This is a genomic window from Streptomyces sp. NPDC088097 (assembly GCF_044741845.1).
Taxonomy (GTDB): domain Bacteria; phylum Actinomycetota; class Actinomycetes; order Streptomycetales; family Streptomycetaceae; genus Streptomyces.
In genome coordinates, this window is record NZ_JBIUTJ010000001.1 from 245,535 (window position 1) to 269,319 (window position 23,785).

The 23,785-nt window shown below is 73.9% G+C and carries 16 protein-coding genes; 6 read left to right on the forward strand and 10 right to left on the reverse strand.

Features of this window, described 5'->3' with window-relative positions; genetic code table 11:
- Nucleotides 1-267 precede the first annotated feature (267 nt).
- Nucleotides 268-1,041 (forward strand): hypothetical protein, encoded by a 774-nt coding sequence (locus tag ACIOD1_RS01080; RefSeq protein WP_365618449.1) that lies wholly within the window; start codon nucleotides 268-270, stop codon nucleotides 1,039-1,041.
- Between the two features lie 114 nt (nucleotides 1,042-1,155).
- Here ACIOD1_RS01080 and ACIOD1_RS01085 read toward each other — a convergent pair whose 3' ends face one another.
- The 5 genes from ACIOD1_RS01085 to ACIOD1_RS01105 all read right to left on the reverse strand — a co-directional run bounded on the left by ACIOD1_RS01085 (nucleotide 1,156) and on the right by ACIOD1_RS01105 (nucleotide 7,467).
- Nucleotides 1,156-1,596 (reverse strand): MarR family transcriptional regulator, encoded by a 441-nt coding sequence (locus tag ACIOD1_RS01085; RefSeq protein WP_365618451.1) that lies wholly within the window; start codon nucleotides 1,594-1,596, stop codon nucleotides 1,156-1,158.
- 179 nt (nucleotides 1,597-1,775) lie between these two features.
- Nucleotides 1,776-4,181, reverse strand: a complete 2,406-nt coding sequence (gene lon, locus ACIOD1_RS01090; protein ID WP_401899454.1) for an endopeptidase La — start codon at nucleotides 4,179-4,181, stop codon at nucleotides 1,776-1,778.
- Nucleotides 4,182-4,354: 173 nt separating this feature from the next.
- Nucleotides 4,355-5,116, reverse strand: a complete 762-nt coding sequence (locus ACIOD1_RS01095) for a DUF4097 family beta strand repeat-containing protein (RefSeq protein ID WP_401899457.1) — start codon at nucleotides 5,114-5,116, stop codon at nucleotides 4,355-4,357.
- A gap of 64 nt (nucleotides 5,117-5,180) precedes the next feature.
- Nucleotides 5,181-6,047 (reverse strand): sulfurtransferase, encoded by an 867-nt coding sequence (locus ACIOD1_RS01100; RefSeq protein ID WP_401899459.1) that lies wholly within the window; start codon nucleotides 6,045-6,047, stop codon nucleotides 5,181-5,183.
- Nucleotides 6,048-6,165: 118 nt separating this feature from the next.
- The gene (locus ACIOD1_RS01105) at nucleotides 6,166-7,467 is read right to left on the reverse strand and encodes a hypothetical protein (RefSeq protein ID WP_401899462.1); all 1,302 of its coding nucleotides are present in this window, start codon (nucleotides 7,465-7,467) and stop codon (nucleotides 6,166-6,168) included.
- Between the two features lie 255 nt (nucleotides 7,468-7,722).
- On the opposite strand from ACIOD1_RS01105, the gene ACIOD1_RS01110 reads away from it, so the two are divergent.
- On the forward strand, nucleotides 7,723-8,397 hold the full coding sequence (locus ACIOD1_RS01110; protein ID WP_401899464.1) for a hypothetical protein: 675 nt from the start codon (nucleotides 7,723-7,725) through the stop codon (nucleotides 8,395-8,397).
- 103 nt (nucleotides 8,398-8,500) lie between these two features.
- Here the strand turns inward: ACIOD1_RS01110 and ACIOD1_RS01115 are convergent, their stop codons facing one another.
- Entirely contained in the window at nucleotides 8,501-9,163 is a 663-nt protein-coding gene (locus ACIOD1_RS01115; RefSeq protein ID WP_365618469.1) for a TetR/AcrR family transcriptional regulator, read from the reverse strand.
- Between the two features lie 365 nt (nucleotides 9,164-9,528).
- Here ACIOD1_RS01115 and ACIOD1_RS01120 point away from each other — a divergent pair, with 365 nt between their 5' ends.
- From ACIOD1_RS01120 to ACIOD1_RS01135, 4 genes are all read left to right on the forward strand, one after another.
- Nucleotides 9,529-11,214, forward strand: coding sequence for a glycoside hydrolase family 3 protein (locus tag ACIOD1_RS01120; RefSeq protein ID WP_401900413.1), 1,686 nt, complete (start codon nucleotides 9,529-9,531; stop codon nucleotides 11,212-11,214).
- A gap of 213 nt (nucleotides 11,215-11,427) precedes the next feature.
- Complete coding sequence (locus tag ACIOD1_RS01125; protein ID WP_365618475.1) at nucleotides 11,428-12,168, forward strand: response regulator transcription factor; 741 nt, start codon at nucleotides 11,428-11,430, stop codon at nucleotides 12,166-12,168.
- Complete coding sequence (locus ACIOD1_RS01130; RefSeq protein ID WP_365618478.1) at nucleotides 12,165-13,253, forward strand: HAMP domain-containing sensor histidine kinase; 1,089 nt, start codon at nucleotides 12,165-12,167, stop codon at nucleotides 13,251-13,253. The genes ACIOD1_RS01125 and ACIOD1_RS01130 overlap by 4 nt, the downstream gene beginning before the upstream one ends.
- Before the next feature lie 258 nt (nucleotides 13,254-13,511).
- Nucleotides 13,512-17,390 carry a multifunctional oxoglutarate decarboxylase/oxoglutarate dehydrogenase thiamine pyrophosphate-binding subunit/dihydrolipoyllysine-residue succinyltransferase subunit gene (locus ACIOD1_RS01135; protein WP_401899469.1) on the forward strand — a complete coding sequence of 1,293 codons (3,879 nt, stop codon included), beginning with the start codon at nucleotides 13,512-13,514 and terminating at the stop codon, nucleotides 17,388-17,390.
- A 78-nt stretch (nucleotides 17,391-17,468) separates the two neighbouring features.
- Here ACIOD1_RS01135 and fxsT read toward each other — a convergent pair whose 3' ends face one another.
- The 4 genes from fxsT to fxsA form a co-directional block, all read right to left on the reverse strand.
- Complete coding sequence (gene fxsT, locus ACIOD1_RS01140) at nucleotides 17,469-20,471, reverse strand: FxSxx-COOH system tetratricopeptide repeat protein (protein ID WP_401899471.1); 3,003 nt, start codon at nucleotides 20,469-20,471, stop codon at nucleotides 17,469-17,471.
- Between the two features lie 142 nt (nucleotides 20,472-20,613).
- Entirely contained in the window at nucleotides 20,614-22,095 is a 1,482-nt protein-coding gene (locus ACIOD1_RS01145; protein WP_401899473.1) for an aKG-HExxH-type peptide beta-hydroxylase, read from the reverse strand.
- Entirely contained in the window at nucleotides 22,092-23,375 is a 1,284-nt protein-coding gene (locus ACIOD1_RS01150; protein ID WP_365618489.1) for an FxsB family cyclophane-forming radical SAM/SPASM peptide maturase, read from the reverse strand. The genes ACIOD1_RS01145 and ACIOD1_RS01150 overlap by 4 nt, the downstream gene beginning before the upstream one ends.
- Nucleotides 23,376-23,492: 117 nt before the next feature.
- Entirely contained in the window at nucleotides 23,493-23,741 is a 249-nt protein-coding gene (fxsA, locus tag ACIOD1_RS01155) for an FxSxx-COOH cyclophane-containing RiPP peptide (RefSeq protein ID WP_365618492.1), read from the reverse strand.
- Nucleotides 23,742-23,785: the final 44 nt, after the last annotated feature.

Consider the following 23,785-nt stretch of genomic DNA (forward strand, 5'->3'; position numbering starts at 1 on the left):
GGGAGGAGAGCCGCACATCGCCCACCCGGCCACTCGAAGGAGTGAACATCACGGAGGAGTGGCCGACCAACTCGGGCACCCCGTGTCAGGCGCCGTCCGTGGACGGGTGGTTGAAAGATCGAGCCGGGCTTTGGCAGTATGCCCGCCCACATCCGCGCGGGCGCCCCGGCCGGGGACTCGACGGTGCTCCGCGCACGCCGCCGCATTGGTACGGACTTGACCCTGCCGGGGGGCTCCCGGGCGGGCCCCGGCGGGCAGAATGTCGGTATGCGCATCGACCTTGCCTCGGCCCCCGGCGACCCGGAACGCCCCAATGAGGACTGGGTGTCGGCGACGGCACCCGCGGCGGGCGGCGGTGTGCTGGTGGTCCTGGACGGGGTCACGCCGCCGCGCGGCGAGGACGGGTGCGTGCACGGAGTGCCCTGGTTCTCGACGCTGCTCGGCGGCCGATTGACCGAACTGTCCGGATCGCGGCGGGACATGCCGCTCGACCGGATCCTGGCGCGGGCCATCGGGGAGACCGCCGACGCACACCGGGACACCTGTGACCTTTCTCACGTGCGGACCCCCCAGGCGACCGTCGTGATGGTGCGCTGGGACGGGTCCGTCGTGGAGCACCTGGTGCTGTCGGACTCCGTCCTGCTGCTCCGGGCGCCCGGCGGGAAGGTGACGGCCGTCCTCGACGACCGCCTGGACCGGCTCCCGCGCGAGGTGCTGCGCTCGGAGGCGGCGACCGACGCGCTGCGCAACGCCGAGGGGGGATTCCACACGGCCGCGGCGGATCCGGCGGTGGCGGCCCGGGCGGTCACGGGGAGCACCCCGCGCGGGGAGGTCGCGGCGGTGGCCGCGCTGACCGACGGGGCGAGCCGGTGGACGGACACCTTCGGGGAGGGCGACTGGGCGGCCTGCCTGGAGGTGCTCCGGGTGGAGGGGGCGCGGGGGCTGATCGAGCGGGTGCGGGCCGTCGAGTCCGACCCGCTGCGTCCGTCGGCCCGGCACAAGCGGCACGACGACGCCTCGGCGGTGTACGCGGAGCTGTAGGGGCCCGGGCCGTCACCCCGTGAGGAGGCGCGGGCGTCACCCCGGAAGACGCGCGCGCCCCGCCGGAGGACGCACGGGCCGTCACCCCGGAAGACGCGCGCGCCCCCGGTGGGCCTACTCCTCGCCCGAGTTGAGCTGGCGCAGCAGTCGGGCCAGTTCGGCCACCTCGCCCCGGTCCCAGTCGGCCAGCTTGCGCATGTACTGCTCGCGCCGTGCCCCCCGTACGCGCAGGAAGCGGTCCCGGCCCTCTTCGGTGAGGCCGACGAGGAAGGCCCGGCCGTCGGCGGGGTCCGGCTCGCGGGCGACGAGCCCGAGCACCTCAAGGGCGCGCAGCTGGCGGCTCATGGTGGCCTTGCCGACGCCGAAGTAGCCGGCCAGCTCGGTGGCCCGCTGGCGGCCGGCGGCCTCCAGGCGGACGAGCAGCCCGTACGCGGCCGGTTCCAGCTCGGGGTGCAGGGCCCTGGCCATCTCCCCGGAGGAGGCGCGGGCCCGTCGGAGGAAGACGGACAGCTCCCGCTCCAACGCAAGGAACTCCTGGTCTTCGCTCCCGTACACGTACCACTCCTGTCGACGCGTGGGGCACCCGTACGGGCCCCGGACGCGCCCAGTATTTCGCAGGGCGCGCGCCGACGGCCCGGGGCCCCGCCGAAGCGGGTCCCGGACCGTGGGCCGGACGGGCGGTCGGACGGGTGGGCGGGTGGGCGGGTGGACGGCCCGGCAGGTGGCCGGCCCCGTCAGGCGGCCTTGGTGAAGGAGACCACCGCGGGCGCGAGGGCCAGCTCCAGCACCTGCCGGACGTCCGTCACGGGGTGCACCTCCAGCCCCTCCAGGACCTCGGCGGGGACGTCGTCGAGGTCGGCCTCGTTCCGCTTGGGGATGATCACGGTGGTCAGTCCGGCCCGGTGCGCGGCGAGCAGCTTCTGCTTGACGCCGCCGATCGGGAGGACCCGCCCGGTCAGCGAGACCTCGCCGGTCATGGCCACGTCGGTGCGGACCTGGCGCCCCGACAGCAGGGAGGCCAGCGCGGTGGTCATCGTGATGCCCGCGCTCGGTCCGTCCTTGGGGACCGCGCCCGCCGGGAAGTGGATGTGGACGCCCCGGTCCTTGAGCCCGGTGACGGGGAGTTCGAGTTCGGCCCCGTGGGAGCGCAGGAAGCTCAGCGCGATCTGCGCCGACTCCTTCATGACGTCGCCTAGCTGGCCGGTGAGGGTGAGCCCGGCCGCGCCCGTCTCCGGGTCGGCGAGGGAGGCCTCGACGAACAGCACGTCGCCGCCGGCGCCGGTCACGGCGAGGCCGGTGGCCACGCCGGGCACGGCCGTGCGCCGCTGCGCCGGGTCCTGCGCGGACTCCGGGACGTGGTGCGGGCGCCCGATCAGGCCGCGCAGCTCGCCGGCCCCGATGGTGAAGGGCAGCTCGCGCTCGCCCAGCTCGTGCTGGGAGGTCACCTTGCGCAGCAGCCGCGCGATGGACCGCTCCAGGGTGCGCACGCCCGCCTCGCGGGTGTACTCGCCGGCCAGCCTCCGCAGGGCCTCGTCCTCCAGGACCACCTCGTCGGCGCCGAGTCCGGCGCGCTCCAGTTGGCGGGGCAGCAGGTGGTCGCGGGCGATGACGACCTTCTCGTCCTCGGTGTAGCCGTCGAGCCGGACCAGCTCCATGCGGTCGGCGAGGGCTTCGGGGATGGCCTCCAGGACGTTGGCGGTGGCGAGGAAGACCACGTCGCTGAGGTCGAGTTCCACCTCCAGATAGTGGTCGCGGAAGGTGTGGTTCTGGGCGGGGTCGAGGACTTCGAGCAGGGCCGCGGCCGGGTCGCCGCGGAAGTCGGAGCCGACCTTGTCGATCTCGTCGAGCAGGACCACCGGGTTCATGGACCCGGCCTCCTTGATGGCGCGGACGATGCGTCCGGGCAGCGCGCCGACGTACGTGCGCCGGTGGCCGCGGATCTCGGCCTCGTCGCGGACTCCGCCGAGGGCGACGCGGACGAACTTGCGGCCCATGGCGTGCGCGACGGACTCCCCGAGGGAGGTCTTGCCGACACCGGGCGGGCCGACGAGGGCGAGCACGGCGCCACCCCGGCGGCCTCCGATGACGCCCATGCCGCGTTCGCCGCGGCGCTTGCGGACGGCCAGGTACTCGGTGATGCGGTCCTTCACGTCGCCGAGCCCCGCGTGCTCGGCGTCGAGGACGGCCCGGGCGCCCTGGATGTCGTACCGGTCCTCGGTGCGCTCGTTCCAGGGCAGTTCGAGGACGGTGTCGAGCCAGGTGCGGATCCAGGAGCCCTCGGGGCTCTGGTCGCTGGAGCGCTCCAGCTTCTCGACCTCCTTGAGGGCGGCCTCGCGCACCTTCTCGGGCAGGTCGGCGGCCTCCACGCGGGCGCGGTAATCGTCGGACTCCTCGCCGTCCGCGCCGGCCTTGTCGCCGTTCAGCTCGCGCAGTTCCTTGCGGACCGCTTCGAGCTGGCGGCGGAGCAGGAACTCGCGCTGCTGCTTGTCGACGCCGTCCTGGACGTCCTTGGCGATGGACTCGGCGACGTCCTGTTCGGCGAGGTGGTCGCCGAGCGCCTTGATCGCGAGCCTGAGGCGGGCGACGGGGTCGGCGGTCTCCAGGAGTTCCACCTTCTGGGCCACCGTCAGGAAGGGCGAGTAGCCGGAGTTGTCGGCGAGGGCGGAGACCCCGTCGATCTGCTGGACGCGGTCCACGACCTGCCAGGCCCCGCGCTTCCTGAGCCAGCTGGTGGCGAGCGCCTTGTACTCCTTGACCAGCTCGGCGACGGCCCCCGGCAGCGGGTCGGGCACGTGCTCGTCGACGGTCTGCCCCTCGACCCAGAGCGCCGCCCCGGGTCCGGTGGTCCCGGCGCCGATGCGGACCCGGCCGCGGCCGCGGATGAGCGCCCCGGGGTCCCCGTCGGAGAGCCGTCCCACCTGCTCGACGGTCCCCAGCACCCCGGTCCCGGTGTACGTACCGTCGACCCGCGGTACGAGCAGCACCCGGGGCTTCCCGCTCCCAGCCGCCGCCTGCGCGGCCTCGACGGCCCCGCGCACCTCGGCGTCGGACAGGTCGAGCGGGACGACCATCCCGGGCAGGACGACCTCGTCGTCGAGCGGCAGTACGGGCAGAGTGAGCGATACGGACGTCGAAGCCATGATCTTCCCTCCGGCAGTGAAGTTGAGCTATGCCGACTCAATGCACCTGAGCCCGAAGATGTTCCCCAACCCCCGTTCGCCGGGGGCGAACAGCTCTCGGGGCGTCGGCGGCGGCCCCCGCACGGGTGGCTTCGTCTCGTGCCGGGGTGGGCTCAGGCCATCGACCAGGGGGCTCAGGTCGTCGCGACGTGGACGTCGCCCGAGGTGGTTTTGAGGGCGAGGCGGGAGGGTGCCGCGGGGGTCGTGGGGACGGCGATCCGGCGGGTGCCCGAGGTGGTGGAGGCCGTCACCTCGTACGGCGCCCGCGGGACCGTGACGTCGACGTCGCCGGCGGTGCTGATGACGGAGACCGAGCGCGGGACCTGCGCGAAGTCCAGGGTGGTGTCGCCCGAGTCCGTACGGATGTCCGCGCCCGCGTCGCTCAGGGCGCCGGCCCGGATCTCCCCCGAGGAGGTGCGGACCTTCAGCGGGCCCGCGATGCGCTCGACGCGGACGTCGCCGGAGTCGGTGTCCACCTCGGCCCGGGCCACGCCCGTCACCGAGACGTCCCCACTGCTCCCGTCGATCTTGACCTTGACCGTGGCGGGAACCACCAGCCGGTAGTCGACCCAGCAGTCGTTCCCGCAGCCGTTCGTGAAGCTCAGCGTGCCGTCCGACACCCGCCGGCCGGGCTCGGGCGTCGTGTTGCCCTGGTAGTGGACGGTGCGGTGCACGCTCACCCCGGCGCCGCTGCCCGGGGTCACCTCGACGGAGCCCCGGCGGGCGTCCGTGATCTCCACCGCCGTCACCGCCTCGGTGACCGTGGCCTCGGAGGTGGAGGTCTTCATGGCCCGGCCCGGCAGCGCTCCGCAGCCGGCCAGGAGCAGGAGGGTCACGGCGGCGGTGGTGCCGACGACCGTACGGGTGAGGCGGGCTGAGGGGGCGTGAGGTGACATGCCCCCAGTCTGTGGCGGGCCCGCGCCCCGCGCCCTGGGGTGCGTACCCGGACCCGGGGTGGGGCTATCCCCCGCCCGTGGCGACCGGGCGCGAGGCCGAGGGCAGGCCCCATTCGCTCCAGGAGCCGTCGTACACCGCCAGGGCCTCCTCCCCGTAGCCGGCCACGGCGGCGCCGAGCGCGAGGACGCAGGCCGTGACGCCGGAGCCGCAGCTGAAGTAGAGGCGCTCCCGGTCGCCGGCCGCGTCGGCGAGGGCGGTACGAAGCTCCGCGCGCGGGCGCATCAGGCCGTCGGGCCGCAATAGTTCGGCGAAGGGGAGGTTCACCGCGCCCGGCATGTGCCCACCGCGCAGGCCCGGTCGGGGCTCGGGGGCGGCGCCGGCGAAGCGCTCCCGGGTCCGGGCGTCGAGGACGGCGGCGTCCGGGTCGGCCAGGGCGGCGGAGACCTCGGCGGAGCCCACCAGGCGCCCCGGGCGCGGCCGGGCGGTGAAGGAGCCGTGCGGGCCTCCGTACGCCGCCGGGAGGGTCTCTACGGGCAGTCCGGCCTCGGTCCAGGCGGGCAGGCCCCCGTCGAGGACGGCCACGCGGTCGAAGCCCATCGCGCGGAGCATCCACCAGGCTCGGGCGCCGGAGTAGATCCCGGCGGCGTCGTACACGACCGCCGTGTCGGTGTCGTGGAGCCCGAGGGCGCGCAGCTCGGCCGTGAACTCCCCCGGCCCGGGCACGGTGTGCGGGGCGGCGGCGTCGTGGTCGCTGAGGGCGCCGTCGAGGTCGAAGGGGCGGGCGCCGGGGATGCGGGCGGGGGCGCCCCGGTGGGCTCCGACGGAGGCGTCGAAGAGGACCAGCCCGGGGGCTCCGAGTCGGGCGGCCGTCCAGTCGACCCCGACGAGCGGGCCGGGCGGCTCCAGGGGCGGGATCTCCTGCGGGTTCATGCGCGGCACCTCCGGGTCACGGTGGGGCGGCGCCCGCCCCGCCCCCATCCTCACCCACCCCCGGTCCCCGCAACTCCCGCCCCGTCGAGCGGGGTTCGGGCGGGCGCGGGGACCTCCGTCACGGACGGGCGCCCCGGGGGTCTCGGGCGCAGGCGCCCGGATGGGCGTAGAGGGCGATGCGGGCGCCCCGGACCTCGGTCACGGAGCAGCGTTCGAAGGAGGCGGCCAGGGTGTCCCGCTTGGCGGCCTCCGCCGGGAAGGGGTCCAGCGGCTGCCCGGCGGGGTCCAGCAGGGCCAGGACCCGGGGGGACGCGCGCAGGGCCTCCCGGATCCGCTCGGGCGGGAGTTCGGTGCCCTGGAGGCTGCGCGAGGCGGCCGGGGTGCGGTCCAGGGCCACGTCGCGCAGGGTCCCGTACAGCTCGGGGGAGGACAGCAGCCACTCGCGCCGCCGGGACGGCATGAAGAGCACCGCGTCCCCGGGCCGGGCCCGTTCCCGGACGGCGGCGGTCACGGCGAGGACGTCGTCCTTGCGGCTGTCCGGGGTCCGCAGCCAGGCCGACCACCAGGCCAACGGAGCCAGCAGGGCCGCCGCCAGCAGCCAGGGCCACCAGGCGCGCACCTCCGCGAGCCGGGCCCCGACGAGCATGGCGAGCCCGGCCAGGGAGTAGAGGACGTACCGGTCCACGTACCAGGGGTGGACCAGGGAGACGGCGAGCAGCAGCCCGGGCGGCAGCAGCGCGAGCGGTACGGCGACCCGCGCGAGCCGCCGGTCGGCGCCCCGCGCGAGCAGGGCCACGGCGCCCGCGAGGACCCCGTACGCCACCCAGTCCTGCCAGCTCGGCCGGCCGAGCCAGCCCAGCTGGGCCTGTGCCTGGCGGGCGCTGATCAGGGCCAGCGGCGCCAGCCCGACCACGACGGCCCCGGCGCTCCACCGCCAACCGCGCGCGCGGCCGGCGGTGGGGGCGTGCGCGAGCAGCGCCAAGGCGGCGAACTCGTGCAGCCAGCAGCCGAGCAGCAGGACGACGGCGTAGGCGGTCCAGCGTGCGCACAGCATCAGGTACGTGGCCCAGACGACGGCGGCGGCGACGAACGCGTACGAACGGCCCTCCTGCGCGTACATCTGCACGGGCGGCAACAGGGCGTAGGCGCAGCCGGCGATGAGGGCGGCCCGCGCCCCGATGAGGCGGTGCGCGACGGCGGCGACCCCGGCGGCGGCGAGCGCGGTCGCGGCGACGGACGGCATCCGCAGCGCCCACAGCCCTCCGCCGGCGGGGTCGTCGCCGTCCCCCACCAGGGCGAAGACCCCGTGCATCAGCAGGTAGTACAGGCCGTGGACGGCGTCGACCCGCCCGAGGAGTTCGCCCAGGTCGGGGAGGGGGCGGTGGGCGACCTGCCAGGTGGTGGACTCGTCGCGCCACATGCTGCCGCCGCCGGGGCCGCGCTCCGTACCCAGCAGGCCGAGGAGGAGGGCGAGCAGCGGGGGCAGCCCGCGCCAAGGGGCTGCGATGCGGCGGATGACGGCCTCCGGGGTGCTTTCCGTGGCGGGACGGGGACTCCATACTCGGGGTTCGGTACGGGGACTCGGGAGGCGGGTGTGCGCGAGGTGTCGGGAGAACGGGAACGGGCGGGCTCACGAGGTACGCCGGAGCCCTCGGGCCCGTGCGCGGGACCGACGGTGTTCGACGCCCTACGGGAGCCGGGGCTCGGCGCCCCGGAAGGCCCGCGCGGGGCTGCGGAACCGCGCGGGACGCGCGGGGTCCGCGTGCGGCGGCGGGCACCCCGGGTGGCCGGGGTCGTGGCGGCGGCGCTGCTGGGCGGCGCGGTACTGGCCGGGTGCGGCCCGGGCGGCGCCCCGGCGCGGACGGCCGCGCCCTCGTCCCCCGGGTCCACCGCGACTCCCTCGACGGGAACCGGAACGGCGCCGACGCCCGGGGTCTCGTCAGCGCGTCCCACCGGCCCCACGGACGGCCCCACGGACGGGGCCACGGCGTCGCCGCCCCCGGACTCCTCCGCGACCCTGATCCGGGTCTCCCGCAGCGGCGGTTACGCCGGCGCGACCCACACGCTCGTGGTCCGGGGCGACGGCTCGTGGACCCGGCTCGACCGCGAGGCCCGCCCGGAGGGCACGGGACGGCTGGACGCCGCCTCCCTGGAGTCGCTGCGCGGGGCGCTGCGCGGGGCGGACCTCGCCCACCTGCCCCGGGTCGCGACGGGTGACCCGAAGGTCTTCGACGCCTTCGGCTACGTCTTCGCCCAGGACGGCGTCGAGGTAACCCGCGACGAGCCGGCACTGACCCCGGGTCTGCGGGCGGTCCTGGAATCCCTGCCGGCCTTCACCCCGGACCGCTGACGGCCCGGACCCCACCGGCCGCCCCACCGACCACAGCCACCGGCCACCGGCCACCGGCCACCGGCCACCGGCCACCCCCAACGACCACCGCACCACCCACCGCTCAGCCGGTGGCAGGGCCACCCGCGGAGATCTCGCGCAGTCTGCGGTCCAGGTACGTCCGCAGCCGCGCCGTCATGTCCACGGCCTCCGGCTCCAGGATCCATTGGATCTGGAGGCCGTCCATCACGGCGAGGAGTTCCCGACCGACGCCCTCGCAGTCGGTGTCCGGGCGGATTTCGCCTCCGGCGACACCCCGTTCCAGGATCTCCACGGTGTGTCCGAGGACCCGGGCGTAGCGGTCGCGGAAGTACGCGTGCGCGGGGTGGCCGGGGTTGCCGGACTCGCCGACGAGGGTGGTGAACATCCGGACGAGGCCGGGGCGGCGGACGTTGTCGGCGGCGAGGGCCACGACCGCGTCGAAGTGGTCGGCCGTCGTACCGTGCGGGCCCGCGAAGAGGCGGTCGACGTCGTGCTGTTCGCTCTGCGCGAGGACCGACAGCAGGAGGTCCTCCTTGCCCCGGAAGTGGTGGAGCAGACCGCCCTGGGTGATGCCGCAGTCGTGGGCGATCCGGGCGAGGGAGGAGGCGTGGAACCCCCAGCGTGCGAAGTGTTCGACGGCGGTGTCGAGGATCTTCTGCCGGCGGGCGTCGCCCACGGCGTAGCTGCCCCTGACCGTGGCCTTCGGGGTCGATCGGGGGGGCGTCCGGCCCGCGTCCTGTGCCATGCGGCCACCCTAAACGGTGAGCTTCGACCGCTTTTTTCCGGCCACGCACCCCAGTGACCCAGGTCACTTTCCGAAAACCTAGTGAGTGCATGGTTTTCGCGTCTACGTTGGGATCGCCAGGTCGACGACGCGTCCGGCCGCGCCGACGCTCCCGACTCGTGGGCGCGGGATGCCCGCCGCCGTCGGGCCGGCGGTCGTCGGCCCCGGGCAGAGCCCGCCTCCCGCGCGCCCCACCCACCCCAGGAGCCCCGACCGTGACCACCCCGCCCCGCACCCCCGCCTCCGCCCCCGCCCCCGCAGGCTCCCCCGCCTACAAGGACGCCTCGCTCCCGATCGAGCGGCGCGTGGAGGACCTGCTCTCCCGGATGACCCTGGAGGAGAAGGCCGGCCAGCTCTTCCACTCGATGCTGATGATGAATCCGGACGGCACCCCGGTCACCGAGACCGACGGCTCGATGCTCCCGCTGACGACCCCCGAGCTGATCGAAGGCCGCCTGCTGACCCACTTCAACCTCCTGGGCACCTACGGGGCCCGCGAGATGGCCCTGTGGCAGAACGCCGTCCAGGAGATGGCGGCGGCCACCCGCCTCGGGATACCCGTCACCCTCTCCACCGACCCCCGGCACGCCTTCACCGACAACGTCGGCGCCTCCTTCAACTCAGGCGCCTTCTCCGCCTGGCCCGAGGCCCTCGGCCTCGCCGCGATCGGGGACCCCGAGCTGGTGTTCTCCTTCGCCGACACGGTCCGGCGCGAGTACCTGGCCGTCGGCTTCCGCGTCGCCCTGCACCCCCAGATCGACCTGGCCTCCGAGCCCCGCTGGTCACGCCAGACCGGCACCTTCGGCTCCGACGCGAAGCTCACGGGCGAACTCGTACGGGCGTACGTGCGCGGCCTCCAGGGCGAGGAACTCGGCCCGGACTCCGTCTCCGCGATGGTCAAGCACTTCCCCGGCGGCGGCCCCCAGAAGGACGGCGAGGACCCGCACTTCGCGCACGGCAAGGAGCAGGTCTACCCGGGCGGGATGCGCGACCTGCACCTGGAGCCCTTCAAGGCCGCCATCGAGGCCGGCTGCGCGCAGATGATGCCCTACTACGGCCAGCCGATCGGCACGGACTGGGAAGAGGTCGGCTTCGGCTTCAACCAGGGCGTCGTCAGCGGGCTGCTCCGCGAGGAGTTGGGCTTCGACGGGATCGTCTGCACCGACTGGGGCCTGCTGACGGACTCCTCGATCTTCGGCCAGCACCACCCGGCCCGCGCCTGGGGCCTGGAGCACCTGGACGTGGCCGAGCGCGCCGCCCGCTCCCTGGAGGCGGGTTGCGACCAGTTCGGGGGCGAACAGTGCCCCGAGGTGATCGTGGAGCTGGTCCGCTCGGGCCGGATCCCCGAGTCCCGGATCGACGGGTCGGTGAGCCGGCTGCTGCGCGAGAAGTTCCGCCTCGGCCTCTTCGAGAACCCCTACGTCGACCCGGACGCGGCCGCCGAGACGGTGGGCCGGGCCGACTTCACCGCCCTGGGCGCCGCCGCCCAGCGGCGCTCCCTGACCGTCCTGACCAACCGGGACGCGACCCTGCCCGTGACGGGCCGGCCGAAGCTCTTCGTCCGGGGCGTGGACGAGGCCACCGCCGGCATCTACGGGGAGGTCGTCGCCGACCCGGCCGCCGCCGACCTCGCGGTGCTGCGCCTGCGCACCCCCCACGAGCCCCGCGAGAACCTCTTCGAGTCCTTCTTCCACTCGGGGTCGCTGGCCTTCCCCGAGGCGCGGCTCGCGACGATCCTCGCGCTGCTCGACGCGGTCCCCACCGTGGTCTGCATCAATCTGGAGCGGGCCGCCGTCATCCCCGAGATCGCCGAGCGCGCCGCCGCCCTGATCGCCGACTACGGGGCCGGCGACGCCGCCCTGCTCGACGTGGCCTTCGGCCGGGCCTTCGCCGAGGGGCGGCTGCCCTTCGAGCTGCCCCGGTCCATGGCGGCCGTCGCCGCCTCGCGCCCCGACGTCCCCAACGACACCGCGGACCCGGTCTTCCCGCACGGCCACGGCCTCGCCCTCTGACCGTCCCCCGCACCGCCCGGCGGCCCTTCCGTGGGGGGAGGGCCGCCGGGCTCCCCCGCATCCGGTTCCCACCGATTCAGCCCGTTTCCGTACCCCGCCCGCACCGCAACGCTTCAGAGTCCACCCGTCCCGGCCTGTCCGAACCCTCCATGGCCGTGGGCCGGCGGCTCCTCTACGCTGCACGACATCACGCGGGATCTTCAGGGGCGGGACATGGAACAGACACACACCACCCACAACGGCGCCGCGGCCACCCCGGGCGCCCAGCGGCGCGTTCTCGTGGTCGAGGACGACCACACCATCGCCGACGCCATCGCGGCCCGACTGCGGGCCGAGGGCTTCCAGGTGCAGACCGCGTACGACGGCCCGGCCGCCGTCGCCGCCGCCGAGAGCTGGCTGCCCGAGCTGCTGGTGCTCGACGTCATGCTGCCCGGGTTCGACGGGCTGGAGGTGTGCCGGCGGGTCCAGGCGCACCGGCCGGTACCGGTGCTGATGCTCACCGCCCGCGACGACGAGACCGACATGCTCGTCGGCCTCGGGGTCGGGGCGGACGACTACATGACGAAGCCGTTCTCGATGCGGGAGCTTGCCGCGCGGGTCCACGTGCTGCTGCGCCGGGTGGAGCGGGCCACGCTGGCCGCGCACGCCCCGCGCGGGGCCACGCTGCGCCTGGGCGACCTGGAGATCGACCACGCGCAGCGCCGGGTCCGCGTACAGGCGGAGGACGTGCACCTGACGCCGACCGAGTTCGACCTGCTGGTCTGCCTGGCCGGGACCCCGCGGGCGGTGCTCTCGCGGGAGCAGCTGCTCGCCGAGGTGTGGGACTGGGCGGACGCGTCGGGGACCCGTACGGTCGACAGCCACATCAAGGCCCTGCGCCGGAAGATCGGGGCGGAGCGGATCCGTACGGTCCACGGCGTCGGGTACGCCCTGGAGACCCCGGCCCAGCCGTGAGCCGGCGGGAACCGGGCGTCGGCCCGCAGCCCCCGCGGCCGTACTCGCCGTTCTCGATCAAGACGAAGCTGGGCACGCTCGTCGTGGTCTCGGTGTTCATCACCACGGGGCTGTTGATGGTGGCCCTGCGCACGGCCACGGAAGTGCGTTTCATCACCGTCTTCTCGGTGATCGCCTCGATGCTGATCACCCAGTTCGTGGCGCACAGCCTGACGGCCCCGCTGGACGAGATGACGACGGTGGCCCGGGCGATATCCCACGGGGACTACACCCGGCGGGTGCGCGGCGCGGGTCGCCGCGACGAGTTGGGCGACCTGGCCTCCACCATCAATCTGATGGCCGACGACCTGGAGGCCGAGGACCGGCACCGCAAGGAGCTGGTCGCGAACGTCTCGCACGAGCTGCGCACGCCCATCGCGGCGCTGCGGGCGGTGCTGGAGAACGTGGTGGACGGGGTCTCGGCGGCCGATCCGGAGACGATGCGGACGGCGCTGAAGCAGACCGAGCGGCTCGGGCGACTGGTGGAGACCCTGCTGGACCTGTCCCGGGTGGACAACGGGGTGGTGCCGTTGCGGGCGCGCCGCTTCGAGGTGTGGCCTTACCTGTCGGGGGTGCTGAAGGAGTCGGGGCTCGCGGCGGCCGGCCGGCCGGGGCTGGCCTCGGGCTCGGGCGGGCACACCCGCAACGACGTCCACCTCCACCTGGACGTGTTCCCGTCCGAGCTGGCGGCGTACGCGGACGCGGAGCGGCTGCACCAGGTCGTGGCGAACCTGATCGACAACGCGGTCAAGCACAGCCCGCCGCACGGTCGGGTCACCGTCCGGGCGCGGGCCGGCGACGCGCCCGGGGGCCTGGTCCTGGAAGTGGTCGACGAGGGTCCGGGCATACCGGAGGCCGAGCGCCACCGGGTGTTCGAGCGGTTCAACCGGGGCGCCGCCGGGGGCGGCGACGGGGGCACGGGGCTGGGGCTGGCCATCGCCAGATGGGCCGTGGGCCTGCACGGCGGGAACATCGGCGTGGCCGAATCGTCACGGGGCTGCCGAATCCTCGTCACCCTTCCGGGCAGCTCGCGGGCATCGTCTTGACGTACGCTTCCTACGGGAAGGACATGATCTCGGCCACATGTGCCCGGGGTCGTCAAGGGTGCGAAGCCACTGAGGCCGCAACCTGGTTGCGCCCTACCCGAACCACGCTTGTTTCCCGCCATTCCAGGTGACGAAACCCGCCGTTCGGTGTGACCTGCATGACGGAAGTCCCGCCCGGCCTGCATCACACGGCCCGGGAGGCGTAGCCTTTATTCCCGCTGTCCATACCTTGTGAAGCGGAAGAGGGCGGTTGCCGCCGTGTCGCCACAGTCCCCCAGTAACTCGACCACCACGACCGAAGCAGCAGAGGGCGGGAAGACCCCTGCCTCAGGCTTCGGCGCGAATGAGTGGCTCGTCGACGAGATCTATCAGCAGTACCTCCAGGACCCGAACTCGGTCGACCGGGCCTGGTGGGACTTCTTCGCCGACTACAAGGCCGGGGGCGTCGTAGCCCCTGTGAAGGCCGACGGTCCCGAGAAGTCCTCGACGACGGATGGCGCCTCCGCACAGGCCGCCACCTCCGCCGCAGTCCCGCAGGCCCCCGTCGCGGCCGCCACGGGGGCGGCTCGCGCCGTGCCCGCACCGGCTGCCGCGCCCACGCCCGCGTCAGCTCCTGCCCCTGCTCCTGCCACCCCCTCTGGTGCCCCTGCTGTGACTGTCACCTCCCAGACTCCGGCCGCCGCTCCCGCCCCTCAGGCACCGGCTCCGACCGCCGCTCCCGTAGCCCCCCAGAAGGCCGCGCCCGCCACCGAGGCCCCCACGGGCCCCGAACTGGTGACGCTCCGCGGCCCGGCGGCTGCCGTCGTCAAGAACATGAACGCCTCCCTGGAAGTGCCGACGGCCACGTCCGTGCGCGCCGTCCCGGTGAAGCTTCTGTTCGACAACCGCATCGTCATCAACAACCACCTCAAGCGCGCCCGCGGTGGGAAGATCTCCTTCACCCACCTCATCGGGTACGCGATGGTCCAGGCCATCAAGGCCATGCCGTCGATGAACCACTCCTTCGCGGAGAAGGACGGCAAGCCGACCCTGGTCAAGCCGGAGCACATCAACTTCGGCCTCGCGATCGACCTGGTGAAGCCCAACGGCGACCGCCAGCTCGTCGTCGCCGGCATCAAGAAGGCCGAGACCCTCAACTTCTTCGAGTTCTGGCAGGCCTACGAGGACATCGTCCGCCGGGCCCGCGTCGGCAAGCTGACGATGGACGACTTCACCGGCGTCACCGTCTCGCTGACCAACCCCGGCGGCCTGGGCACCGTCCACTCCGTGCCCCGCCTGATGCCCGGACAGTCGGTCATCATGGGCGTCGGCTCCATGGACTACCCCGCCGAGTTCCAGGGCACCTCTCAGGACACCCTGAACAAGCTGGGCATCTCCAAGGTCATGACGCTGACCTCGACCTACGACCACCGCACCATCCAGGGCGCGGCCTCGGGCGAGTTCCTGCGCGTCGTCGCGAACATGCTGCTCGGCGAGAGCGGCTTCTACGACGACGTCTTCGAGGCGCTGCGCATCCCGTACGAGCCGGTCCGCTGGCTCCGGGACATCGACGCCTCGCACGACGACGACGTCACGAAGGCCGCCCGCGTCTTCGAGCTGATCCACTCCTACCGGGTCCGCGGCCACGTCATGGCCGACACCGACCCGCTGGAGTACAAGCAGCGCAAGCACCCCGACCTGGACATCACCGAGCACGGCCTCACCCTGTGGGACCTGGAGCGCGAGTTCGCGGTCGGCGGCTTCTCCGGCAAGTCGATGATGAAGCTCCGCGACATCCTCGGCGTGCTGCGCGACTCGTACTGCCGCACCACCGGCGTCGAGTTCATGCACATCCAGGACCCCAAGCAGCGCCGCTGGATCCAGGACCGCATCGAGCGCCCGCACTCCAAGCCGGAGCGCGAGGAGCAGCTGCGGATCCTGCGCCGACTGAACGCGGCGGAGGCCTTCGAGACCTTCCTGCAGACCAAGTACGTCGGCCAGAAGCGGTTCTCCCTGGAGGGCGGCGAGTCCGTCATCCCGCTGCTCGACGCCGTCATCGACTCGGCCGCCGAGGCCCGCCTCGAAGAGGTCGCGATCGGCATGGCCCACCGCGGCCGGCTGAACGTCCTCGCGAACATCGTGGGCAAGTCGTACGCGCAGATCTTCCGCGAGTTCGAGGGCAACCTCGACCCGAAGTCCATGCACGGCTCCGGCGACGTCAAGTACCACCTGGGCGCCAACGGCACCTTCACGGGCCTGGATGGGGAGCAGATCAAGGTCTCGCTCGTCGCGAACCCCTCGCACCTGGAGGCGGTGGACCCGGTCCTGGAGGGCGTGGTCCGCGCCAAGCAGGACATCATCAACAAGGGCGGCACGGACTTCACGGTCCTGCCCGTCGCCCTGCACGGCGACGCGGCCTTCGCGGGCCAGGGTGTGGTCGCCGAGACGCTGAACATGTCGCAGCTGCGCGGTTACCGCACCGGCGGCACCGTGCACGTGGTCATCAACAACCAGGTCGGCTTCACCGCCGCCCCGGAGTCCTCGCGTTCGTCCATGTACGCGACCGACGTGGCCCGCATGATCGAGGCGCCGATCTTCCACGTGAACGGCGACGACCCGGAGGCCGTGGTCCGCATCGCGCGCCTGGCCTTCGAGTTCCGTCAGGCGTTCAACAAGGACGTGGTCATCGACCTCATCTGCTACCGCCGTCGCGGCCACAACGAGTCGGACAACCCGGCCTTCACCCAGCCCCTGATGTACGACCTGATCGACAAGAAGCGCTCGGTGCGCAAGCTCTACACCGAGTCCCTCATCGGTCGCGGCGACATCACCCTGGAAGAGGCCGAGCAGGCGCTCCAGGACTTCCAGGGCCAGCTGGAGAAGGTCTTCGCGGAGGTCCGCGAGGCCGCCACGGCTCCGGCCGCCGGCACCGTGGTGACCCCCGCACAGACCGCGATGGAGTTCCCGGTCCCGGTGAACACCGCGATCTCGCAGGAGGTCGTCAAGCGGATCGCCGAGTCCCAGGTCAACGTCCCCGACAACGTCACCGTCCACCCGCGTCTGCTGCCGCAGTTGCAGCGTCGCGCGGCGATGATCGACGAGGGCACGATCGACTGGGGCATGGGCGAGACCCTGGCCTTCGGTTCGCTGCTGATGGAGGGCACTCCGGTCCGCCTGTCGGGTCAGGACTCCCGTCGCGGCACCTTCGGCCAGCGTCACGCGGTCCTCATCGACCGGGAGACGGGCGAGGACTACACCCCGCTGCAGTACCTCTCGGACGAGCAGGCCCGCTACAACGTCTACGACTCGCTGCTCTCCGAGTACGCGGCCATGGGCTTCGAGTACGGCTACTCGCTGGCCCGTCCGGACGCGCTGGTCCTCTGGGAGGCCCAGTTCGGTGACTTCGTCAACGGCGCGCAGACCGTCGTGGACGAGTTCATCTCCTCGGCCGAGCAGAAGTGGGGCCAGACGTCCGGCGTCACGCTGCTGCTGCCGCACGGCTACGAGGGCCAGGGCCCGGACCACTCGTCCGCGCGTCCCGAGCGCTTCCTCCAGATGTGCGCGCAGGACAACATGACGGTCGCGATGCCGACCCTGCCGTCGAACTACTTCCACCTGCTGCGCTGGCAGGTCCACAACCCGCACCACAAGCCGCTCATCGTCTTCACCCCGAAGTCGATGCTGCGTCTGAAGGCGGCGGCGTCGAAGGCGGAGGAGTTCACGAACGGCTCCTTCCGTCCCGTCATCGGCGACAGCACGGTGGACCCGAACGCGGTGCGCAAGGTCGTCTTCTGCGCGGGCAAGGTCTACTACGACCTGGAGGCCGAGCGGGAGAAGCGCGGCATCACCGACACGGCGATCATCCGCATCGAGCGGCTGTACCCGCTGGCCGGCGCCGAACTCCAGGCGGAGATCGCCAAGTTCCCGAACGCGGCCAAGTACATCTGGGCGCAGGAGGAGCCGGCGAACCAGGGCGCGTGGCCGTTCATCGCGCTGAACCTGATCGACCACCTCGACCTGGCGGTCGGCGCAGAGGTCCCGGCCGGTGAGCGTCTGCGTCGCATCTCGCGTCCGCACGGCTCGTCCCCGGCGGTGGGCTCCGCGAAGCGCCACCAGGCGGAGCAGCAGCTCCTGCTGAACGAGGTCTTCGAGGCGTAGTCGCCGCGCTCGACCCGTACGCCGCGAGGCCCGGCCCCTTCACGGGGGTCGGGCCTCGCGGCGTACGGGGGGACCGTTCTACGGCTGGGGTTCGAAGTCCCAGTACGGGCGGGTCTGCTGGCGGGCGGAGACGGTGTGGACGTGCTGGGGGCCCAGGGTGCGGGTCAGGGCGCGGATGCCCGCCTCCTCGTGCTTGGAGGCCTCCGCGTCCTCGCGTACGGAGCGCAGGTCGGCGGCGAGGGCGATCTGGGCGCTCAGCGTCATGGGGTGGTCGGGGCCCAGGACCCGCTCGGCGCCGCGCAGGGTCTCGCGGCCCAGGTCGAGGGCGTCCTCGGCGTGGCCGGTGATGTTGCGGTGCCCACCGGCGTTGAGGGCGCAGCCCAGGGTCCAGGGGTGGCGGTCCCCGAGGGCGCCGCGCATGCCGACGAGGGCCTGTTCGGCGAGGTTGAGGGCCTCGGTGCGCTCGCCCTGGGCGCGCAGTACGAGGGCCAGGTTGCCGACGGTGCCGATGCTGTACGGGTGGGCGAGGCCGAGCTGCGTCTGGTAGCCGCGCACGACCTCCTCGGAGATCCGGCGGGCCTCCTCGACGTCCCCGTACTCGCGCAGGTAGGTGGCGTAGTCGGAGGCGACCATCAGGGTCCAGGGGAACTCGGCGCCGAAGACCCGGGTGGAGCGTTCCAGGACGCTGCGCAGCCGGGCGCCGGCGCCCAGGATGTCGCCGGAACGGCGCAGGCACAGGCCGAGGTTGTGTTCGGCGCGCAGGGTCTGCGGGTGGTTGGCTCCGAGCACCTGGACGTGGATCTTGAGGCCCTGTTCCTGGCGGGCGAGCGCCTCGCGGTAGCGGCCCATCAGGCGCAGCCCCATGGCGCAGCCGATGCCGGAGGAGAGGGTGGCGATGTGCCGGACCCGCAGCACCCGCTCGCGGCGGCGCAGGGTGTCCAGGTCGATGTCGTAGGCCTCCTGGTAGCGGCCGAGGAGGCGGAGCACGACGGCGACGTTGTTCTGGGCGTTGAGGGTGGTGGAGTCGTCCTCGCCGAGGAGTTCGCGGTAGGTGGCGAAGGAGTGTTCCAGCAGTTCGCGGGCCTGGTCGAAGCGGGCGGTGCTGAGCAGGACGCCGGCGTACGTGCTGGTCGCGCGCAGGGTCTCCAGGTCGCGGTCGCCGCGTTCGGCGAGGAGGAGGTCCGCGCGGGAGCGGGCGAGGGTCTCGGCGCGGCGGAAGTGGCCGAGCATGCGCAGGGCGCCGCTGTAGTGGTAGCTGAGTTCGCGGACCTGGTCGTGGTCGTCGCCGAGCAGGGAGCGCCAGACCTCGTCGGTCTGTTCGGACAGGCGCAGGCAGGTGCGGTACTCGCCGGCGAGGATCAGGTAGCGCAGGCAGTGCAGCAGGAAGTTCTGGATGCGCGGGTTGCTGCTGGTCAGCACCCCGGCGGGGACCAGGTGCGGGATCAGTTCGGCGTAGCGGGGCCAGAGCCGGGAGTCGGTGGGGCGGCCCGGGTCGGCGGCGGCGAGGACCTGGCGGACGGAGCGGGAGAGCTGGTCGGCCTCGTCCTCGGCGAGGTTCTCGCGGACGATGTTGTGGACCATGCGGTGGAGCTGGACGGTTTCCAGGCCGCCGCCCTCCTCCACGGAGAGGTCGGAGTACTCCAGGCGGACCACGGAGAACTGGACGAGCTTGTTGAGGGCGGCGTTCCAGCGGATCTGGTCGTTGACGATCCCGGCGAGGTGTTCGGGGACGTCGTCGGCGGGGAACTCGCGCAGGAGGCGCAGCGGGACCCGGCCGGGGGCGAAGAACACGAACAGCCGCAGCAGGGCGAGGGCGTCGGGGAAGTTCTCCCGGACGTTGTTGAGGAGTATGGCCAGGGCGGTCGGGAAGGGCAGCGGGTAGTCGTCGGAGAGGGTGACGGCCTCGTGGGAGTCCAGCCGGTGCTGAAGGAGTTCGAGGTACTCGCCCACGCGCATCGGGGAGTCGGCCAGCCAGCCCGCGGTCTGGTCCAGGGCCAGCGGGTAGTCCTCCAGGGCCTCGGCGAGTTGGTCGGCCTCCTCGCCGGTGAGCCGGCCGGCCCGGCGGCGGATGAAGGTGATCGACTCGGGGCGGGCGTAGAGGGGGACTTCGACGAGGTTGGTGTGGCGGGCTGCCCACTCCCGGTTGCGGGAGGTGATGATGACGTCGCCCGCGCCGGCGGGCAGCAGGTCGAAGAGGTCGTCGGGGTTGTCGCAGCCGTCGAACACCATCAGCCAGCGGTGGTACGGGGCGCCGCGCCGCAGGGCCTCCAGCACGGCTCGGATCTGCTCGCCGTAGCTGCCCGCGCCGCGCGGCAGGCCGAGCGCGGGGGCCAGGTCGGCCAGGCGTTCGCGCAGGGTGGGCCGGTCCTCGGCGGGGACCCACCACACCACGTCGTACTCGGAGGCGAACCGGTAGGCGTACTCGGTGGCCACCTGGGTCTTGCCTACCCCCGACAGGCCCAGGAGGGTGACGGTGGTCGCTCCGGGCGGGGCCTCGGTGAGGGCCTCGCGCAGTTTCCCGATGACGTCGTTGCGGCCGGTGAAGCGCGGGTTGCGGCGCGGGACGCGGCCCCAGATCTCGGGCGGGTCGTTGGGGAAGCGGGGTCCGCGGCGACCGCTCTCGGTGCCGATCCGGTCGGTGGGCAGCTCCAGCCGGCGCAGCACCCGGTATTCGGCCTCGTACGCGTCCAGGCCCCACAGGTCGGTCTTCTCCAGCGCGGCGACCGCGCTGGGCAGCGGGGCGTCGGTGAGGCAGACGGCGGCGAGGCGGTCGGGGTGGGCCTCGGTGACGGCGCGCAGGGCCGTGTTCCACTCCTCGTCGGTGTGGGTGCCGGCGGAGAAGTAGCGCTCGCTGAGCACGAGCAGGACCCGACCGCCGGCCCGGGTCAGGTCGTCGAGGGCGTCGGTCAGGTCGGGGCTGCTCTGCGGGTCCCAGCGCTGGAGCGCGACCCGGTGGCCGTGTTCCTCCAGGCGGTGGGCGATCCACACCGCCCAGGGGCGGTTGAAGCCCGCGAAGCTGATGACGAAGCGCTGCGGCGGGGCGGCTCCGTCGCGGTCGTGGCGCGTACCGGTACCGGTCATGCGGCCGTCTCCCTGGGATCCGGGCGGTGGACGGGATGTGAGGCGGTGCGAAGCGGCGGTGCGGTGGTGCGGAGCGGCCGTGCGGTGGGGCGGGGTTGAAAGGTACCGCGCGGACGGCGCCGCCGGCCCGTACGACGCCGTCTCAACCCCCCGCGAACGGGGCGAGTTCGGGGTGGCTCTCGCACCAGGCGCGGCGCTCGCGGTCCAGGGTGCGGCGGGCCGTGGCGTACTGGTCCCCGGGCGGCGGGAGTTCGTCCATGGCCCGTTCGGCGGCGGCCATCGCGTCGACGAACTCCCCTCCGGCGACGGTCAGTCGGGGGTGCGCCCGCAGGACGGGCAGGACGGCGGCGACCTGCGCGCGGACCCGGGCGTGCTGCGCCCAGGCGCCGCGCGCCCCGTACAGGGCGGCCCGCTGCCAGTACCCGGCCAGGGCCAGGTGGGCGTAGGCCCCGTGCAGCAGCCCGTCGAGCGGTCGGGGGGCGGCCCGCCAGGGCGCCCAGTGGCGCGGGACCCGGTCGGCGGTGTGCAGGGTGAGGACGTCGGCGAGGGCGGTCAGCTTGCCGTGCTGCACCTCGTGGACCAGGGTCGCGGCGAGCGCCGGCGGGGCCTGCGCGCGGGCCAGGACCGCGCCGGCGGCGGCGGGCAGGGTGGCGCCGCTGGAGCGGGCGCCGCCGCCCAGGGGGACCACGGAGCGCAGCAGCAGGGCGGTCTCCTCGGCGCGGGTGGAGTCGTAGCGTTCGAGCAGGGTCAGGGCGCCGGCCCACTGGGTGTCCCAGCGCTTGTGGCCCTTGGGGGTGAGCCGCCGGGCGGGGCGCGCGGAGACGGGGTGCCCGCCGACCGGGGCGCGGTACGGGTCGAGGTCGTCGAGGGCGGTGTGCCCGCCGGGCAGGACGTGCAGCGGGACCGCGTCGGCGGCGGCCTCCCAGGAGCGTTCGGTCAGCGCGAGGGCGCCGAGCCGGTCGGGGCGCAGCAGTCCGAGGGTGGGCAGCACGAGGCGGCCGTGTACGGGGCGCAGGGTGGTCTTGAAGGTGATCCCGGCGCGCAGGGCGGCGGCCACGGCGAGGGCGCCGAGGTGGCCGAGGTCGGGCGCGGGCCCGTGCGGGGCGTGCAGACGACGCAGGGTCTCCTCGGCCCAGACCCCGGTGGCGGGGTAGTGCAGGACGTCGTGCACGGCCTCGGGGTCCTGGCGTTCGGCCTCCTCCAGCAGGGCCCACCGCTCGGCGGCCTCCCCGCCGGGGGCGGCGTCGAGGACGGCGCGCAACAGGACGAGCCGCTTGGAGCGGCGGACGGCCCGCACGAGGCGGGTGCCGTCGGCGGAGGGTTCCGTGGAGGCGAGGGCGCGCAGGGTGCGGGAGTCGACGGCGAAGGGGGCCAGGTCCGGGGGCGGGGCCAAGCGCGCGTCCCGGCCGTCGGGGCCGCCCGGTTGGGCGGGAACGGCGGGGCCGGCGGGCCGGGGCGCGGCGGCGCGGGCGGGCGCGGCGGGGGTGGCCCGCGGGCCGGGGTCGGCGTCGGCGTCGCGGGCGCGCTCGGTCCGGGCCGCGGCTCCCGCTGCGACCCCTCCGGCCCCTCCGGCCCCTCCGGATTGCGCGTGCGCTTCGGCTTCGGCTTCGGTGCGGTGGTTCATGACGCGGTCTGTCCTGTCGTGGCGGCCGTGTGCAGCGCGCGGGCGATGTGCCGGATGACGGCCTGGAGGTCGGCGCAGTACACGGACGGCTGGCGGAAGCCCTCCCCGGCGCGGTAGCGGTGCGGGTAGTGGCCGCCGCCGCACACCTCGACCAGCTCGCAGGCCCGGCAGCCCTCGGCGAGGGCCTCCCGGCCGAGCTGGCGCGCGACGAACCCGGGGTGGTCGAGCAGTTCGTCGAAGCTGTGGGTGTCGAGGGTCATCCCGGTGGCGGCCGCCCCCTCGTACGCGGACTTCAGCGAATCGGTCTGTTCGATGCTGCCGTCGGTTTCGACGACGGCGGTGGTGGCGGGGGCCAGGCCCAGGGTCTCGGTCGCGGCGGGCAGCCCCAGCAGCAGCGCGATGACCTCCTCGAAGAGGCGGATCCGGGTGCGCCGCACCCCGTCGTGCCACCAACGTTCGAAGACGGCGAGGAGCCAGTCCCCGTACGGGGTCGCGTGCCCGCCGCGGCCGGGCGGCGGGGCGCTCCAGTTGGCCAGGGGCAGCAGCAGGGCGATGGAGGGCGGGGCGAAGGACAGGAGGGACTCGTACGTCTCCACGGGGTCCTGGTCGAGGTCCACCACGCACAGCACGCCGGCGTAGCTCTCGGGGTGGCGGGCGAGCAGCCGCAGCCCCCGGACGGCCGCGCCGAAGCCGGGTCGTCCGGCATGGTCCACGCGGCGGGCGTTGTGCGCGGGCAGGCCCCCGTCGAGGCTGACGCCGACCCGGATCCCGGCGTCGGTCAGGGCGGCGAGCCGGCCCCGGGTCAGGAGGGTGCCGTTGGTCTGGACGCTCGCGGTGGTCCGGGTGCCGGGGGCGCGCCGCGCCAGGGCGGCCCGTACGGCCTCCACGGGGGCGGCGAGGGCGGCGGGGGCGGCCAGGAGGGGTTCACCGCCGTGCAGGACGAGGTCCACGCGGGGCAGGGCGTGGGTGGCGGCGTGCTCGGCGATCCGCTCGGCGGCGCGCAGGGCGGTGTCCCGGTCCATCACGGCGGGGCGGTCCCGCCAGCCCTGGTCGGCCATCTCGTAGACGTAGCAGTAGGTGCAGGCGAGGTTGCAGCGGCTGTGGGTCTTGAGCACGAACTGCCGGATGGGCTGCGGGCGGTGGCCGGCGGCCCGCAGGGCGGGCACGTCGAGGCGGGTGTGCGGCCAGGGGGCGTGGCGGGCGTGCCGGTCGTCGACCGAGGGCGCGGGCGGGGTCCGTCGGGCGGGCAGCGGGGGACCGCTCGTGATCGCCTGGCCCATCGCTGTACCTCCCGCCCCCGGTGATCGCCGGGAGGTGCCCCCCGCGGACGGTCCATCCCTGCCCTGCGGACCGGGCCGGCTAACGGCGGAAAGTGGTCAACTCCCCCGCGCCGGCGGTCAGGCGACCCCGGAGTCGAAGGCGTTGAGGATCTCGGCGGGGTGGGTGACCCGTTCCACCATGCCCGCGATGATCTCGGCGAGCACCGGGTGGTCGATGCCGCGCAGGGCGGCCAGGTCGAGCCCGGAGAGGTCCGGGAGCCGCCCGGGACACGGGCGGGCCCCCGAGGGGTCGACCGAGGCCGCCGGGTCCACCGGGGGCGACGTCCGCGCCGTCGGTCGTGCCACTTCCTGACGTCCGGTCACCATGGGCTGCCCGTCCCCCTGTCGTATGCGGTCGTCCCCGGAAATCG

What these genes read in the sequence shown, in the direction of transcription:
- ACIOD1_RS01080 (WP_365618449.1), top strand. Translation starts at nt 268, where the DNA reads ATGCGCATCGACCTTGCCTCGGCCCCCGGCGACCCGGAACGCCCCAAT.
- lon (WP_401899454.1), bottom strand. Translation starts at nt 4,181, where the DNA reads ATGGCTTCGACGTCCGTATCGCTCACTCTGCCCGTACTGCCGCTCGAC.
- ACIOD1_RS01095 (WP_401899457.1), bottom strand. Translation starts at nt 5,116, where the DNA reads ATGTCACCTCACGCCCCCTCAGCCCGCCTCACCCGTACGGTCGTCGGC.
- ACIOD1_RS01100 (WP_401899459.1), bottom strand. Translation starts at nt 6,047, where the DNA reads ATGAACCCGCAGGAGATCCCGCCCCTGGAGCCGCCCGGCCCGCTCGTC.
- ACIOD1_RS01105 (WP_401899462.1), bottom strand. Translation starts at nt 7,467, where the DNA reads ATGTGGCGCGACGAGTCCACCACCTGGCAGGTCGCCCACCGCCCCCTC.
- ACIOD1_RS01115 (WP_365618469.1), bottom strand. Translation starts at nt 9,163, where the DNA reads ATGGCACAGGACGCGGGCCGGACGCCCCCCCGATCGACCCCGAAGGCC.
- ACIOD1_RS01120 (WP_401900413.1), top strand. Translation starts at nt 9,529, where the DNA reads ATGACCCTGGAGGAGAAGGCCGGCCAGCTCTTCCACTCGATGCTGATG.
- ACIOD1_RS01125 (WP_365618475.1), top strand. Translation starts at nt 11,428, where the DNA reads ATGGAACAGACACACACCACCCACAACGGCGCCGCGGCCACCCCGGGC.
- fxsT (WP_401899471.1), bottom strand. Translation starts at nt 20,471, where the DNA reads ATGACCGGTACCGGTACGCGCCACGACCGCGACGGAGCCGCCCCGCCG.
- ACIOD1_RS01145 (WP_401899473.1), bottom strand. Translation starts at nt 22,095, where the DNA reads ATGAACCACCGCACCGAAGCCGAAGCCGAAGCGCACGCGCAATCCGGA.
- ACIOD1_RS01150 (WP_365618489.1), bottom strand. Translation starts at nt 23,375, where the DNA reads ATGGGCCAGGCGATCACGAGCGGTCCCCCGCTGCCCGCCCGACGGACC.
- fxsA (WP_365618492.1), bottom strand. Translation starts at nt 23,741, where the DNA reads ATGGTGACCGGACGTCAGGAAGTGGCACGACCGACGGCGCGGACGTCG.